This window comes from Roseovarius sp. 217, assembly GCF_000152845.1.
Classification (GTDB): domain Bacteria; phylum Pseudomonadota; class Alphaproteobacteria; order Rhodobacterales; family Rhodobacteraceae; genus Roseovarius.
In genome coordinates, this window is record NZ_CH902584.1 from 3,517,265 (window position 1) to 3,532,602 (window position 15,338).

The 15,338-nt window shown below is 62.5% G+C and carries 18 protein-coding genes and 1 tRNA gene; 10 read left to right on the top strand and 9 right to left on the bottom strand.

Annotated features, from left to right (window positions below; translation table 11 throughout):
- Positions 1–34 precede the first annotated feature (34 nt).
- A complete protein-coding gene (locus ROS217_RS16850; protein ID WP_009819001.1) occupies positions 35–1,087 on the top strand; it encodes an AbrB family transcriptional regulator in 1,053 nt (350 codons plus the stop codon).
- A gap of 105 nt (positions 1,088–1,192) precedes the next feature.
- Positions 1,193–1,948 carry a 3-hydroxyacyl-CoA dehydrogenase gene (locus ROS217_RS16855; RefSeq protein WP_009819002.1) on the top strand — a complete coding sequence of 252 codons (756 nt, stop codon included), beginning with the start codon at positions 1,193–1,195 and terminating at the stop codon, positions 1,946–1,948.
- 7 nt (positions 1,949–1,955) lie between these two features.
- Here the strand turns inward: ROS217_RS16855 and ROS217_RS16860 are convergent, their stop codons facing one another.
- From ROS217_RS16860 to ROS217_RS16875, 4 genes are all read right to left on the bottom strand, one after another.
- Positions 1,956–2,738, bottom strand: coding sequence for a potassium channel family protein (locus ROS217_RS16860; RefSeq protein ID WP_009819003.1), 783 nt, complete (start codon positions 2,736–2,738; stop codon positions 1,956–1,958).
- A 43-nt stretch (positions 2,739–2,781) separates the two neighbouring features.
- Positions 2,782–4,599 (bottom strand): ABC-F family ATP-binding cassette domain-containing protein, encoded by a 1,818-nt coding sequence (locus tag ROS217_RS16865; RefSeq protein WP_009819004.1) that lies wholly within the window; start codon positions 4,597–4,599, stop codon positions 2,782–2,784.
- Between the two features lie 41 nt (positions 4,600–4,640).
- Positions 4,641–5,378 (bottom strand): GNAT family N-acetyltransferase, encoded by a 738-nt coding sequence (locus ROS217_RS16870; protein ID WP_009819005.1) that lies wholly within the window; start codon positions 5,376–5,378, stop codon positions 4,641–4,643.
- 79 nt (positions 5,379–5,457) lie between these two features.
- Positions 5,458–5,913: an outer membrane protein assembly factor BamE gene (locus ROS217_RS16875; protein WP_009819006.1), complete on the bottom strand. Its 456-nt coding sequence runs from the start codon at positions 5,911–5,913 to the stop codon at positions 5,458–5,460.
- A gap of 88 nt (positions 5,914–6,001) precedes the next feature.
- On the opposite strand from ROS217_RS16875, the gene ROS217_RS16880 reads away from it, so the two are divergent.
- The 8 genes from ROS217_RS16880 to ROS217_RS16915 all read left to right on the top strand — a co-directional run bounded on the left by ROS217_RS16880 (position 6,002) and on the right by ROS217_RS16915 (position 11,610).
- Positions 6,002–6,565 (top strand): YceD family protein, encoded by a 564-nt coding sequence (locus ROS217_RS16880; protein WP_009819007.1) that lies wholly within the window; start codon positions 6,002–6,004, stop codon positions 6,563–6,565.
- 162 nt (positions 6,566–6,727) lie between these two features.
- Positions 6,728–6,934 carry a 50S ribosomal protein L32 gene (gene rpmF / locus ROS217_RS16885; protein ID WP_008281050.1) on the top strand — a complete coding sequence of 69 codons (207 nt, stop codon included), beginning with the start codon at positions 6,728–6,730 and terminating at the stop codon, positions 6,932–6,934.
- A gap of 23 nt (positions 6,935–6,957) precedes the next feature.
- A complete protein-coding gene (gene plsX, locus ROS217_RS16890) occupies positions 6,958–8,076 on the top strand; it encodes a phosphate acyltransferase PlsX (protein WP_009819008.1) in 1,119 nt (372 codons plus the stop codon).
- Positions 8,073–9,047 (top strand): beta-ketoacyl-ACP synthase III, encoded by a 975-nt coding sequence (locus tag ROS217_RS16895; RefSeq protein WP_009819009.1) that lies wholly within the window; start codon positions 8,073–8,075, stop codon positions 9,045–9,047. The genes plsX and ROS217_RS16895 overlap by 4 nt, the downstream gene beginning before the upstream one ends.
- Before the next feature lie 68 nt (positions 9,048–9,115).
- On the top strand, positions 9,116–9,460 hold the full coding sequence (ihfA, locus tag ROS217_RS16900) for an integration host factor subunit alpha (protein ID WP_296430493.1): 345 nt from the start codon (positions 9,116–9,118) through the stop codon (positions 9,458–9,460).
- Between the two features lie 14 nt (positions 9,461–9,474).
- Positions 9,475–10,314, top strand: a complete 840-nt coding sequence (locus ROS217_RS16905; protein WP_009819011.1) for a MerR family transcriptional regulator — start codon at positions 9,475–9,477, stop codon at positions 10,312–10,314.
- A 67-nt stretch (positions 10,315–10,381) separates the two neighbouring features.
- A tRNA-Pro gene (locus ROS217_RS16910) sits at positions 10,382–10,458 on the top strand.
- A 78-nt stretch (positions 10,459–10,536) separates the two neighbouring features.
- Entirely contained in the window at positions 10,537–11,610 is a 1,074-nt protein-coding gene (locus ROS217_RS16915; RefSeq protein ID WP_040650693.1) for a 2'-deoxycytidine 5'-triphosphate deaminase, read from the top strand.
- Here ROS217_RS16915 and ROS217_RS24425 read toward each other — a convergent pair.
- The 5 genes from ROS217_RS24425 to ROS217_RS16935 all read right to left on the bottom strand — a co-directional run bounded on the left by ROS217_RS24425 (position 11,607) and on the right by ROS217_RS16935 (position 15,316).
- A complete protein-coding gene (locus ROS217_RS24425; protein WP_009819013.1) occupies positions 11,607–11,783 on the bottom strand; it encodes a hypothetical protein in 177 nt (58 codons plus the stop codon). The two genes, ROS217_RS16915 and ROS217_RS24425, sit on opposite strands and share 4 nt — an antisense overlap.
- A gap of 130 nt (positions 11,784–11,913) precedes the next feature.
- Positions 11,914–12,573, bottom strand: a complete 660-nt coding sequence (gene scpB, locus ROS217_RS16920; protein ID WP_009819014.1) for an SMC-Scp complex subunit ScpB — start codon at positions 12,571–12,573, stop codon at positions 11,914–11,916.
- Positions 12,574–12,577: 4 nt separating this feature from the next.
- Positions 12,578–13,366, bottom strand: coding sequence for a segregation and condensation protein A (locus ROS217_RS16925; protein WP_009819015.1), 789 nt, complete (start codon positions 13,364–13,366; stop codon positions 12,578–12,580).
- Positions 13,359–14,387 (bottom strand): beta-N-acetylhexosaminidase, encoded by a 1,029-nt coding sequence (nagZ, locus tag ROS217_RS16930; protein WP_009819016.1) that lies wholly within the window; start codon positions 14,385–14,387, stop codon positions 13,359–13,361. Before nagZ ends, ROS217_RS16925 begins: the two co-directional genes overlap by 8 nt.
- The gene (locus ROS217_RS16935; protein WP_009819017.1) at positions 14,363–15,316 is read right to left on the bottom strand and encodes an SPOR domain-containing protein; all 954 of its coding nucleotides are present in this window, start codon (positions 15,314–15,316) and stop codon (positions 14,363–14,365) included. Before ROS217_RS16935 ends, nagZ begins: the two co-directional genes overlap by 25 nt.
- Between the last annotated feature and the right edge of the window lie 22 nt (positions 15,317–15,338).

Below are 15,338 nucleotides of genomic sequence, written 5' to 3' on the forward strand. Positions count from 1 at the left end.
GCCCCCGCCCGCGCCCGATGCTTGAACTGGCGCCATGCCGATCCACGCGACCACCCTTCTCCTGCTGATCCTCTCTGCTCTTTCGGGCTTTGCAGGCCAGGCCATCGGCCTGCCCCTGCCCTTTCTGCTGGGTCCGCTGACGATCTCAGCGCTCATCGCCACCGCGCTGCCCGAACGCTTGCCCACAGGCTACCGCTTTCCCCAGAAACTGCGCCTCATGTTCATCGCCATCATTGGCCTCATGATCGGTGCCCAAGTCACCCCCGCCCTCTTTACCGAAGCGCATCACTACGCGCTAACCTTCGGCGCAGTCACGCTTTTTGTCGGTCTGGCGCATGCTATGGGCTATACGATCTTTCGCCATCTTGGCGGCTATGATCCCACCACCGCCTTTTACGCCAGCACCCCCGGCGGGCTCTACGAGAGCATCGAACTGGGCGAGGCGGCAGGTGCCGACGTAACCCGCCTGATGATGCAGCAATTCCTGCGCATCATCGTGGTGGTGACGGCCCTGCCCCTTGGCCTCTCGCTCTGGCTGGGGGCCCCGGTGGGCAGTTCTGCTGGCATGACCATGGCCCGCCCCGATGTGCCCTGGTCAGACCTGCCGCTGATCGTGCTGGCGGGGCTTGGGGGCTTGGGTCTCGGTCATCTGCTCCGCCTGCCTGCGGGGCAAATGACCGGGCCGATGGCCCTTGCGGCGGCCCTGTCGCTCAGTGGCTGGCTCAGCTTTGACATCCCGCAATGGCTTGTGAACATGGCACAAATCGTGCTTGGCACTGCACTTGGCATGCGCTTTACCGGGCTCAGCCGCAGCCTCTTGCTGCGCGGTGCTGCGCTCGCCTTGGCGGCGGTGGGCGCGATGCTGACCCTCGGCGTCGGGCTGGCCCTCGCCCTGCATGAGATGACGGGCGAGGCGGTGGATGTGCTCCTCATCACCCTCGCCCCCGGCGGCGTCACCGAAATGGCGCTGGTGGCGCTCAGCCTTCAGGCGAATCCCGCCTTTGTGACGATCCACCACATCTACCGCATCGTGCTCACCGTGCTGACGCTCGGGGTGATCACCCGCTTACGACCGCGCCAAGAGTGAACGGAGCCGAGTATTTGGACCAAGAAAAAGCCCAAGACAGTCTTTGACAGCAGGGATCACACCCAGTATTTGAACACATGTTCATTTAAATCAAGCGAGGGCAAAATGCGCATTGACGAAACAGCCGCGATCATCACCGGCGGTGCTTCTGGTCTGGGCGAGGCGACAGCCCGCCATTTCCGCGCCATGGGTGCCGCGGTGACGCTGCTTGACCGCGATGCGGAGCGAGGAGAGGCCATCGCCGCGGAAATCGGCGCGCAGTTCGTAACGACCGATGTCACCGATGAGGCCTCAGTGTCAGCCGCCATCGCAACAGCCAAATCCGCCATGGGCCGGATCACAGCGGCGATCAATTGCGCAGGCATCGCCACCGGTGCCAAGGTGCTGGGCCGCGACGGCCCGCACCCGCTCGACCTCTTTCGGCGCACGCTCGACATCAACCTTGTGGGGTCTTTCAACGTGGCGCGCCTGGCAGCGGCGGAAATGGCGCAGAACGTCCCCGATACAGATGGCGCACGCGGCGTGATCATCAACACCGCCTCCATCGCCGCCTTTGACGGGCAAAAGGGTCAGGCCGCCTATGCCGCCTCCAAGGGGGGGATCGTCGGTCTCTCGCTGCCCATGGCCCGGGATCTGGCGCGCGACGGTATCCGCGTCATGGCCATTGCCCCCGGCACCTTTGCCACGCCGATGCTGCGCGGCCTGCCGCAAGAGGTTCAGGACAGTCTCGCCGCAGAAGTGACATTTCCCAAACGTCTGGGCGATCCGGTGGAATATGCCCAGCTCGCGACCTTCATCATCGAATGCGGCTATCTCAATGGCGAAGTGATCCGCCTCGATGGGGCGCTGCGGATGCAGTGAGGCGCAGCTATGCGCCCTCAGTCTCGATCCGGACCTCACGGCCACAATGCTTGCAGTGGATCGCATCCGGGTCATGCCGCAACAGGCCGCAGCCTTCGCATTTGTAGCGCACTTTGGAGGGCATGAAGATGGCCCGCGCAAGTCCGAGGAACAGACCAACCCCCACCACCATGATCCCAACCGCCAAGAGTCGACCGATGCCCGTGGTCATGATGATATCGCCAAACCCCGTCGTGGTCAGCGTCGTCACTGTGAAGTAGAGCGCGTCGACATAGGTCTCCAGTCCCGGCTCCTTGCCCCCGCGCAACAGAAAGACCAACGCCGTCATGGTAAAGATGAACACCAAAAGGTTCACAGCCGCGACAATCGCATCTTCATGCAGGCGGAATACCCGTACATCGCGGCGCAGATCCCGCAGCAGATGGTAAGAATGCACGAGTCGCAGCGCGCGCAAGAGCCGCAGCGCTGCCCAGCCCTGCCCCAGAAACGGCGCCACAATGAGCGACGCCAGAACAACGATATCAACGAGCACATAGATCTGGCGCAGATGGCGCAAGCGGTTCTCGGCAATCCACAGCCGACAGGAAAAATCGCCAAGGATGATGCATGCAATGACGACATCCGCGACGATCAGCGCCGGATTGAGGGTCAAGGTGGCCGTTGCCAGAAAGAACAGTATGCTCAACGCGTCAAAGACCAAGAGCGCATAGCGAAAACGGGTCGCGCGCGTGCTGCGCCCTTCATAAAGTCGCCTGATACGATCCTTGATCTTGTCGTCCGTCGCGGTCATGACAACCACCTTAGCGGCGACAGGTGTCCGACTACAGCAGAAATCAGCCTTCTGTCCGCTCGGCCAACGCCAACCACTCCTCCTCGGCCTCAGCCAGGGCCGCTTGCCGCGCCGCCAAGGCCTCCGTGGCCTTTTTGAATTTGACGGGTTCGCGCGTAAAAAGCGCCGGATCGGCCAAAAGATCTTCGAGCTTGCCAATCTCGGCACCAAGCCGTGCGATCATCGCCGGCAGTTCCTCAAACCGGTGCTTTTCAGTAAAACTGAGGCGCGTCGCAGCGGGTTTTTCCTGCTTCAACTCCGGCTTTTTACTATCTGTTTTTTCGGCTTTTTTCGCCGAATCCTCTGTGACATCCGCCAAGCGCTGCGCCCGGTAATCCGACCAGCCCCCGGCATAGGTGGTGGCATGACCATCCCCCTCCATGGCGATTGTCTTGGTCGCCACCCGATCCAGAAAATCGCGATCATGGCTGACCAGCAGAACCGTGCCGTCGTAATCGTCAAGCAGCTCCTGCAAGAGATCGAGCGTCTCGATATCCAGATCATTGGTCGGTTCGTCCAAGACCAGCAGGTTACTTTCGCGCGCCATCAATTTGGCCAGTAAAAGCCGGGCCTTCTCTCCCCCCGACAAAGACTTGACCGGGGCGCGCACCTGCCGCTCGTCAAACAGGAAATCCTTGAGATAACCCACCACATGCCGGGGTTGACCGCGTACCAGCACCTGATCCGCCTGCCCCGATACCCGCATATCGGCATCGCCCGTCAGGCTTTCCCAGAGGCTCATTTCCGGGTCTAATTGTGCCCGCGCCTGATCGAACACCGCAGACATCAGATTGGTGCCTTGGCTGACGGTTCCGGTATCAGGTTCAATTTCTTTGAGCAGCATTTTGAGCAGCGTCGTCTTGCCCACGCCATTGGGGCCAACAAAGGCCACCCGATCACCGCGCAGGATTTTGATGCTGAACTTGTCCAAGATGAGCTTGTCGCCATAAGCCTTTGAAATATCAAGAGCCTCGATGACTCTCCGCCCCGAGGACGGACCCGCCTCAAGCGCCATCGCTGCCGTGCCCTGACGCCTGATCTGACTGCTGCGCTCCGCACGCAATTCGGCAAGGGCACGCACCCGCCCCTGATTGCGCTTGCGTCGCGCGCTGATCCCTTCAACGGCCCAACGACCCTCAGACTTGATCTTGCGATCCAGCTTGTGCCGCTGCTGATCCTCATCTTCCCAGATCTTGTCACGCCAGACTTCAAAGTGCTCGAAGCCCTTTTCCTGTCGTCGCGTCATTCCTCTGTCAATCCAGAGAGTTGCGCGCGTCAGTTCACGTAAAAAAGCGCGGTCGTGACTGATGAGGACAAAACCTTTACGGGTCTCGCGCAACTCGGTTTCCAACCAGGCAATCGCCTCAATATCGAGATGGTTTGTCGGCTCATCGAGCAGCATCAGATCGGGGGCCTCAGCCATCAGCTTGGCCAGCGCCGCGCGCCGCCGTTCACCGCCAGAAGCAGTGCTAACCGGGCGTGCCGGATCGAATTTCAGCCCCTCGCCCGCCATCTCAACCCTGTATGTCTCGGCTGGGTCCAATTCACTTGCGGCATAGTCCCCCAGCGTGGTGAACCCGACCATGTCAGGCTCCTGCTCCATATAGCCCACACTGATGCCCGGCGTGACAACCCGCACACCGCGATCCGGCTCGACCAGACCGGCCATCACCTTCATCAACGTGGATTTCCCCGATCCGTTGCGCCCCACAAGCGCCACCCGGTCGCCGGGTTGCACCACAAGCGAGAGATCGTGAAACACAGGCTCACCCCCGAAGGTGAGCGAAATGTCGGTGAGTTGTAAAAGAGGTGCGCGTGCCATGGGCGCGGGCTATCCTGCCGCCCCGGCAGCGTCAAGGGACCTCAGCCTGCCAGCGCTCGGAGCAGTCGTTTGCGCGTGGCCGGAATGGCGCCAATCTCGACGCCGGTGAACACATGCAGCGTGTTGAGATGCCGGTCGATGACCGCATGGTCGCTCACCCACCCTCCCATCATCAAATAGGTGCGCAACAGAGGCGGCATATGCCGCATCGCCAATTTCACATCCGGTTTGTGCCGCCGCAGACGCTGCGCAAAGCGAAATACGCTTGGGGCCTTGACCTGCGGCCACCAGCGTCGCGGTGCCAGATGCCGCTCCCGCAGCATAGCAAAGGCATCGAGATAGGTGTCCGTTTCGGTTCCCTGAAACGACGAACAGCCAAAGAGCATCTCAATGCCGTTGGCATCGACAAACCGCGTCATCGCCGCCCAGGCCACTCTCAGGATATCGGGATCGTTCAGGCCGGGCGCGATGCAGAACCGGCCCATCTCGGCCATCTTGCCCTCAAATCCGGCCAGCGCGGACAATTCGTAGAACTGCGCAGAATAGCTCTGCGCGACCTCAGACCCGCCGGTCAGCATCAGCATCCGGAAGCAACAGACCAAAGCACCGCTCGCAGCGTCCTCGATCAGAACATGGGTGCAGATATCGTCGAACGCATCGCGATCCAGCCCCTCGGCCTCGCCCAGAAAGGCCCGCGCCCGCAACCGCTGTGCGGCGTGGCGATCCTCGGGCGTGGTGCCGATCCGTGCCTGATACCGCTGATTGCCAAGCCCTGCCATGCCGCGACCCCGTCTGCGCTGAGCGACCCTAGTCCCGGTCGCTCTAGCACGCAAGCTGTGACAGCGGCATGACCTCTTTTTACTCGAACGCGGAGGCGGGGTTGAGATTGCCGATGTTGCTCAGGATCTGGCGCAGGAAGCCATTCTTGATCACAGACGAATCCGTCACACGCCGCGCCAGCGGCACCACTTGACCGGCCTCAAGCCCGAACTCTTCGATATTGGCGATCGTGTCATCGTCATTGAACGAAATTGCCAGAACCCGACGCTCCACGACCTTTGGGCGGAACATGCCATATTCACGCACCCGGCTGCGCACGTAATAATAATCACCATCCGCCAGCACGCCTGACAAAGATGGCGGCCCAACGACATCATCCACGGTGGCACGGGTATCCACCCCCACCACGAGGTTTTGCAGGTCCTCTTCGGGCGGCACATAGCCGTGATTGCGGTAGGTGGCTGAACAGCCGGTTGCGACAATAAGACAGCAAAGCGCCAAGGCGCTGACCACTCGGTTTCGGATCGCTGTCATTTCTGCCCTCTTGTCTTGGCCGCCTGTGGCTTTTATCCCGCTTACAGCAAGGTGATGCAATGTTTCAAGAATGGAAGCGAGGGGAAAGATGTCACAACACCCGCAAAAGACCCAGGTTATTCGCGTGGCTGACCTTTCGACCCGCCGGCCCGTGACGTTTGATCTGGTGCCTGACACGGCGCAGACAGAAGCCATCTCCGCGGAACTCGATCTGCTCGGTCTGCGCAAATTGCGCCTTCGCGGTACGCTGAGCGCCGAGGGGCGCAAGGACTGGTTGTTGCAGGCCGACCTGGGCGCAACCGTGATCCAGCCCTGCGTGGTCACGCTCGAGCCCGTGCAGACACGCATTGATGAGAAAGTCACCCGACGCTTTTCGCCAGAGGCCGATCTCGACCCGGTCGAACCCGGCGCAGAGATCGAGATGCCCGAGGATGACACGTTTGAGCCCCTGGGTGCCGAAATCGACCTCTCTCGCGTGATGATCGAGGCCTTGGCGCTGGCGCTGCCCGCCTATCCGCGCCGCGATGGTGCCGAACTCGGCAGCCTCGCAATCGCCGAGGAGGGTGTTGCCCCCCTGCAGGACGAAGAGACCAAGCCCTTTGCCGCCCTCGCCAGCCTGCGAAACAAGCTGCAAGAGGGCAATGACGACTGATCGCCTCGCGCTGACCCCAAGAATCGCTTGCCCCGGCATTAAATCTCTGTATTTTCCCGCTCTCACCGGAATTTGGGGTTGAACCGGCGGCTCGTAACATACTATGAGCCGCGAACACCCGTGAAACAGGGCCAATCGGCCCACAGGAATTGAGGTTGCGACATGGCCGTCCAACAGAACAAAGTATCGAAATCGCGCCGCAACAATCGCCGCGCCCATGACGCGCTGGTTGCAGGCAATCCGAACGAATGCACCAACTGCGGCGAACTGAAGCGCCCGCATCATGTGTGCTCCGCGTGCGGACACTATGCCGACCGCGAGGTCGTGGCGCTGGTGGAAGAGATCGACCTGGAAGACGACGCGGCCTGAAGCCGCGATAGGCGATTTGCTGCATGACCGCTCGCACGGACCAATCCAAGGCGGGTGCAGGACGCACCATCATCTCGATTGACGCCATGGGCGGGGATCAGGGGCCGGCGACCATTGTCGCCGGCATTGCCGATTCCGCGTCCAAGAACCCCAATATCGGGTTCATCGTTCATGGCCCCCGCGAAGAGTTGGAGCGCCTGATCTCGAAACGTCGTGGCCTCTCCGAGCGATGCGAAATCCGGCACGCGCCCGAAGTTGTCACGATGGAAGACAAGCCGTCACATGTGGTGCGCCACGGGCGTGAGACCTCGATGTGGTCCGCGCTCGAATCGGTCCGCATGGGCGAGGCGACGGTCTGTGTCTCCTGCGGCAATACCGGCGCGCTGATGCTCATGTCGGTGCTGCGACTGCGCAAGCTACCGGGCATCTTCCGCCCCGCCATCGCGGTCATGTGGCCCTCCAAGAATCCGCAAAAGCACAATATCATGCTGGACGGCGGCGCAGACATTCGCGCCGATGCCAAGGATTTGATGCAATATGCCCTTATGGGGGCTTCTTATGCGCGCAACGGCTTCGGCCTTGCGCGCCCCCGGATCGGCCTGCTCAATGTCGGCACCGAAGAGCACAAGGGCCGCGCCGAGCTGAAAGAGGCCTATGACCTCATCGCCGCCAACGCCCGGATTGCGGATTTCGATTTCGTCGGCTTTGTCGAAGGGCGCGACCTGCCCGGCACCAAATGTGATGTGATCGTCACCGACGGATTCACCGGCAACGTGGCCCTCAAGACCGGCGAAGGCATCGCCAAACTGATTTCCGACCTGCTGCGCGAGGCCTTTGCCTATTCGCTGCTGTCGCGCCTGGCCTCGGTGCTCGCCTATACCTCGCTCGCCCGCCTGAAAAAGCGGATTGACCCGCGCCGCGCCAATGGCGGCGTGTTCCTCGGGCTCAACGGCACTGTGGTCAAATCCCATGGCGCGGCCGATTCCATGGGCGTATCCTCCGCAATCAAACTGGCGTTCGAATTGGCACAATCGGGCTTTTCCGACAAGCTGGCGGCGCGGGTTGCCTCTGCGGCCCTGCTGGACCAGGGTGCCCCCTCAGATCTGCAAACAGAGCCCCAACCAGAGGCTGAAACTGAATGACACTGCGCTCCGTCGTCCAAGGTATCGGGCATTATCTACCAGACCGCATCGTTCCCAACTCGGAATTCGAAAAGACTCTGGAGACCTCGGATGAGTGGATTCGCACCCGCTCCGGCATCGAACGCCGTCATTTTGCCGCCGATGGCCAACCCACATCGGATCTCGCCGTGCGCGCCGCGCGCGCAGCCCTTACGAATGCAGGCCTTGTCGCCGATGACATTGATGGGATCGTTGTCGCGACATCGACACCAGACCTGACATTCCCCTCTGTGGCCACGATGGTGCAAAAAGAGCTTGGCATGACGCGTGGCTTCGGCTTTGACATTCAGGCCGTTTGCGCGGGCTTCATCTATGCGCTCACCACCGCCAACGCGCTCATCCTCTCAGGTCAGGCGCAGCGCGTGCTGGTGATCGGCGCAGAGACCTTCAGCCGCATCATGGATTGGACGGACCGCTCGACCTGCGTGCTTTTTGGCGACGGCGCGGGCGCATTGGTGCTGGCGGCAGAAGAGGGCACCGGCACCTCCGCCGATCGCGGAATCCTGTCCTCCGACCTCAATTCCGATGGTCGCTATCGCGATATGCTCTATGTCGATGGCGGTGTTTCAACCACCGGCGAGGCGGGCAAACTGCGCATGCAGGGCAACCCCCTCTTCCGTCAGGCGGTCGAGAAACTCGCGTCGACCGCCGAGGCCGCACTGGAAAAAATCGGACTGACCGGTGCCGATGTCGATTGGATCGTCCCGCATCAGGCCAACATCCGCATCATTCAGGGCACGGCCAAGAAACTGGGCCTGCCTATGGACCGCGTCATCGTCACCGTGCAGGACCACGGCAACACCTCTGCCGCCTCGATCCCCTTGGCGCTCTCGGTCGGGGTGGCCTCCGGCAAGATCAAACAGGGCGATTTGCTGCTTGCCGAGGCAATTGGCGGGGGTCTGGCCTGGGGGGCCGTGGCCCTACGCTGGTGAATCTCACCAAAATGCGCGAAAAGGCGCAGGTTAACCGCTGCCTGTAAGTGGTTGAGATTGACTCGGAAATCTCTTCGCCGCAATGTAATGAAAAAAATCGCGGGGATGTGATGACCGACAAGACATTAACACGGATGGATTTGAGCGAGGCCGTTTTCCGCGAGGTTGGGCTGTCGCGCAATGACGCGGCGCAATTGGTCGAGAGCGTTCTGGACCATATGTCCGACGCCCTTGTGCGCGGAGAACAGGTCAAGATCTCATCTTTCGGCACCTTCTCGGTGCGTGACAAGACGGCCCGCGTCGGCCGCAATCCGAAAACTGGCGAAGAAGTGCCGATCAACCCACGCCGGGTGCTGACCTTTCGCCCCTCTCACCTGATGAAAGACCGCGTCGCCGACGGCACCAAGAGCTGAGGATATCGCCGCCCATGGGCAAAGCCGCCGACGCCTTTAGAACCATCAGCGAAGTCGCGGATTGGCTTGAGGTTCCGGCGCATGTGCTGCGGTTCTGGGAAAGCAAGTTCACCCAGATCAAGCCGGTCAAGCGCGCCGGTGGACGACGCTATTACCGCCCCGCAGACATGACCCTGATTGGTGGCATCAAAGCGCTCCTGCATGATCAGGGCATGACCATCAAGGGCGCGCAAAAATATCTCCGCGAGCACGGTATTCAACACGTATGCGGGATGTCGCCGCCCTTGGACGACGAGTCCACGGGCGAGATCAGCGGCATTGCACTCGATGTCGAAACAGCGCCCGCTCGCCCCGCCGACGTGCTGACATTCGCCCATCCCGGGCAAGAGCCTGAACCGGACTCCGGGACTGCGGACGCGATTGATGATCTTACGGACACGGCCAAAGACGAGAGCGATATCTCCCAGACGGCAGACCACGCGCGGGCCGCCTCGACTGAGCACTCTGCCACCCGTGACCCGGAGCCAGAGGCTGTCACGGCAGGGGACGAACACCTATCAGAACCCGAACCAGAACCCGCAGTCGAGCCGGATGACCTCCCACTCTCCACTCCCGCCCCGGTCCAGACGCCGGAGACCATAGGCCCTGTGGCGGCCGAAACCACCCCCCCGCCAGAGCCCTTCGCAGAGCCCGATCTCCCCGCAGATCCGAGCGACACCCTCGCCGCAGCCCCCGGTCTTCTGACCGCGCTCAGCACCCTGCCCCGGCCCGTGTCCCCGGAATTGGCCCGCCGCTTTGCCCCGCTCGTCGCAGCACTCCGGGCGCATGCGGCCTCTCACGCCAAAGACCGGTAAATCCCTGCGCGATTTCGGGATTTCCCTCTTGCCCCTGCGGACAAAATCGCTATGAACAGCCCATCGTCGGGCTATAGCGCAGCCTGGTAGCGCGTCCGTCTGGGGGACGGAAGGTCGCAGGTTCAAGTCCTGCTAGCCCGACCAAATTTACCGACGATTCCGCCCGCCTCGGCCCCTCGGGCACCCTGACCAGAATGCGGGGCGCAAAAAGAGGGGGCAAAGATGACCGGGGTTCTTTCCAGCCAACAAATCCGCGCCATGATCGAGACGGGCACCCTGTCCGGCACACCCGCGATCCTGCCCGAACAGATTCAGCCTGCGAGCCTTGACCTGCGTCTCGGTCAGATGGCCTACCGTGTGAGGGCATCCTTTCTCACCGGGACCGGGCGCACCGTCGCCGACAGGCTGGCCGAGTTTGAAATGCACCGGATCGACCTCGACGCCGGGGCGGTGCTGGAAAAAGGCTGCGTTTACGTGGTCCCTTTGATGGAATCGCTCGCCCTTCCTCTGGGGGTGCAGGCCGTTGCCAATGCCAAGTCCTCGACCGGTCGGCTCGATCTCTTGACCCGCCTCATCACCGACAGCGGGGTCGAGTTTGACCGTGTGACCCCCGGCTATGCCGGTCCCCTCTATGCCGAAATTTGCCCGCGCTCCTTTTCCGTGCTGGTGCGCCCCGGCATGCGTCTCAACCAGATCCGCTTTCGCGCAGGTCAGGCCGTGCTCTCGGATGACGCCCTGCGCACGCTCCACGCCCAAACGCCGCTGGTGGATGGTGCCGCCATGATCGACGAGGGGCTTGGCTTTTCCGTCGATCTGCGCCCTGCCACCGGCACGCTGGTCGGCTACCGCGCCAAGCCGCATACCGGCGTGATCGACCTTGACCGGATCGGCCATTACGATCCCGCCGCCTATTGGGAAGAGGTGCATTCCGACAACGGCCAGATCATCCTCGATCCCGGTGCCTTTTACATTTTGGTGAGCCGCGAGGCGGTGCATATCCCCCCCGAATGCGCCGCCGAAATGGCCCCCTACGTGGCCATGGTGGGCGAATTCCGGGTGCATTACGCAGGCTTCTTCGATCCCGGCTTTGGCCATGCTGCCGCAGGCGGCACCGGCTCTCGCGGCGTGCTCGAAGTGCGCTGCCACGAGGCGCCTTTCGTGTTGGAACACGGCCAGATTGTCGGACGCTTGGTCTATGAACACATGGACCGCGTGCCCGATCAGCTCTACGGCGCGGGCATAGCATCAAACTATCAAGGTCAGGGCCTGAAACTCTCCAAGCATTTCAAGGCTTAAAAGCGCCCCATCTTGCGGCCGATCTTCATCACCTGCCGTCCGCGCTGCACGGTCTTGCGTGCCGTCGCGTCATCGCCGCCGCTCATCCTCTTGCTCACCGCCGTCATGCCGCCGCGCATCACCCGTTGCAGGATCATGCGAACCACCATGTTGATCATCTGATTGGCGTTCATAGCACCGCTCCCCTTGCTGCCTCTTGCACCGACATAACCCTGAAACTTGCCAATTTCAGGGCAGACCAGGCGTGTTGTGCTTTTTCTTGGCCGAAATACTCCCGCCGGAGGCGCCGACCATCCAGCCCCTTCAATCCTCGAACAACTCGTTCTGCCCCGGCGCGCCCTCGTCCTCGTCACCGTCCTCGCTGCCCATCGTCGGCATCGTTCCCGGCGGCGGGCGATTGTCCAAGAGGCCAGCAGCGCGCAATTCCTTGAGCCCCGGCAGATCGCGCGCGCTCTCCAGCCCGAAGTGATCCAGAAACTCCTGCGTGACGACAAATGTCACCGGGCGTCCCGGCGTCATCTTGCGCCGCCCGAACCGGACCCACTCCATTTCCAGCAGTTGATCCACCGTCCCCCGGCTGACGGCCACACCGCGAATTTCCTCGATCTCGGCGCGCGTCACGGGTTGGTGATAGGCGATGATCGCCAAGGTCTCGATCGCGGCCCGACTCAGCTTGCGAGTCTCAATGGTCTCGCGGCTCATCAGATACCCCAGATCGGGCGCTGTGCGGATGGCCCAGGCATCACCTACCTTGACCACACGCACACCGCGCCCCTCATAACGCTTGCGCAGATGAACGAGCGCTTCTGCGGGGTCGCTGCCATGCGGCATCCGTTCGGCCATGTCACGCGTCGTAAGCGGCTCGGCGCTCGCAAAGAGCATCGCTTCAATCATCCGTTCCTGCTCAGCAACGGGAGGTGCCTTGAACAGACTTTGTTCTTTTTCTTCCGATACTTCTGACATGCTCTTAATCCCTGCGCCTTAGCTCGATGGGCGCGAAAACCTCCGCTTGCCGTAGTTCCGCCCGTCCCTCTTTGACCAATTCCAATGCCGCGGCAAAGGTCGAGGCCGTGGCCGAACGGCGACGTCCGGGATCGGCGGTAAATCCCTCCGGCAAATAGCTCACGATATCCGTCCAGGTGCCGGCAAACCCAATCAGCCCCCGCATCCGCTCCAACGCCTGCTCCATCGTGAACAGCGCGTCACGATCCATCACAAAGGGGCGGAATTCGTCGCGCGTCCTGATCCTTGCATAGCCCTGCATCAGATCAAGCAGCGTCGCCGTATAGGTCACACGCCGCAGCCGCGCCACATCCTCGGGAATACCGCGCGCAAAGAAATCGCGCCCGAGCCGGTCGCGTCCCATGAGGCGCGCCGCGCAATCGCGCATCGCCTGCAACCGCTCCAATTGAAACGCCAGATGCGCCGCCAAGTCCTCGCCCGACGGCCCGTCCTCTGTCGGGTCAGGCGGCAATAACAACCGCGATTTGAGAAAGGCGAGCCAGGCCGCCATCACCAGATAATCCGCCGCCAGTTCCAACCGCAGCGCCTTGGCTTGCTCGACAAAGGCCAGATACTGCCGCGCCAGTTCCAGCACCGAAATCTTGCGCAAATCCACTTTCTGCGTCCGACTCAGCGTCAGGAGCAGGTCCAGCGGCCCCTCAAACCCATCCACATCGACAATCAGCGCCTCGGCGGCCAGCCGCTCGGCCACATTGACCGGCCTCTCGTCCCTGTCGAAATCGTCCTCAACCATGCGAACACCCGCCCATCAGCGCATCAAGCTGTGCCGAGAGGGCGGAAATGTCAATCTCTTGGGGGGTCTTGCGCCATGTCAGCGCCCGCTCCGCGCGGATCTGCGCGGCATTGGTCATCTCACCCGCCGCCTCGGCCACCGCCGTCCGTTCCGGCAGCGTGCCGTTGCAATGCAGGATCACATCGCAGCCCGCCTCGAGTGCTGCACGCGACAGCTCCGGCAGCGTCCCCCTCAGCGCCTTCATCGAAATGTCATCGGTCATGATCAGCCCGTCAAAGCCGATCTCATCCCGGATCACCCGCATCATCGGCGCGGACAGCGTCGCAGGTGCGTCATCAATCGCGGTATAGACCAGATGCGCGGTCATCCCGAGCGGCAGGTCATTCAAGGCCTGAAACGGTGCAAAATCCGTGGCTTGCAGGTCACTCTTCACGGCTGTCACCACCGGCAGATCATGGTGACTATCCGCTTCGGCGCGGCCATGTCCGGGGATATGCTTCACCACGGGCAATACGCCCCCGTCCAGTAGACCACCCGCCACCGCACGCCCGAGCGTCGCTACCGTATGGGCCTCAAACCCGTAGCAACGATTGCGCAGAAAGGGATGCGTCGCAGGCCCCGCCACATCCACCAACGGCGCGCAATTGCTGTCAATGCCAAGCGCGTGCAACTCCGCGGCAATCAGGCGATAGCGCAGATACATCGCCTCCGCCGCGCCCGCGCCTGCCGCTTCGGCCTGATCCAACGGCGCGGGCCACTCCCGCCAGAGCGGCGCGCGCAGCCGCTGCACACGGCCGCCCTCCTGATCAATGGTGATCATCGCCTCATGACCAGCCGCCTCGCGCATCTCAGAGCACAGCGCGCGTACCTGATCCGGGCTGTCGATATTGCGGGCAAAGAGGATGAAACCAAACGGGCGCGTATCGCGAAACAGCGCCTTTTCCTCTACCGTCAGCCGCAGACCCTCCGCATCTAGGATCGTCGCCCCAAACCGCGTCACCGCGTGACCACCGGGATACATTCAGCGCGTTCCGCGACCAGCGCCGAACAGAACCGCCGCGCATCGCCCAGATCGGCAAATCCCATGGCCCGCAGCCGGTAGAACGTGCGCCCACCACTCTCGGCGCGCTGGATAACTCGTTGTTTGCCGTCCAGAAAGTCACCGAACCGCCCCGCCAGCCGGTCCCATTCTGCGCGCGCCACCTCAGCCGAATCAAAGGCCCCCAACTGCGCCAGCCGCGTCCCAAGCGGGATGGTGTCGGCATCCACCTCATCCGACGGGACAGACTGTGCCGCCGCCACCGCAAGCGCAATCGCCTCGGGAACCGAGGTCAAAGAGGCCGGTCGCGCACGCGGGCGCGTCACCGCGCTCGCGGTATCCGCCACAGCCGCTTCGGCTTCGGCCTCGGCCTCCTCCTCAGGGGCATCAACCGCCTCCGGCCCGGTGACCACTTCTTCCAACGGGGCCATCGGCGACGCCCCGGCTGCGATTTGATCTGCGAGCGCCAGAATAGAGGCATTGCGCAGCTCTTCCGGCGCAGCACTTGGATCGCTCTGCGTTGCCTCAGCCGTGGGCCGCGCCGCAGCCTCCTCCGTCCCTTGGGTAAGTGGCGCAACATCGTCCAGCGACAATTCAAGCGGTGGCGGGGCCAAAACCAGGCGATCCGCCGGGGCCGCCGCAATCCCCTCTGCGGCCACCGCATTGACCGCCAGACCCTGATGCGCGGCAGCATCGCCACCGGGATCGGCGGGGGTCTCCCGCATTGGTCCTTCAGCCGCGCGCACCACGGGCACGCCGGACACATCGCGCATGACCATCTTGTATCCCCAGACGCCCACGCCCGCGATCAGCGCGATCGACAACGCCGCGCCGGTCAGATTGGTCAGCCTGACAATGAAACTCGTCCGCTCAGGCCCCGCTTCGGGCCGTGCATAGTGCATATCTGCCATGGTCCGCCTCTTGCTCTCCGGC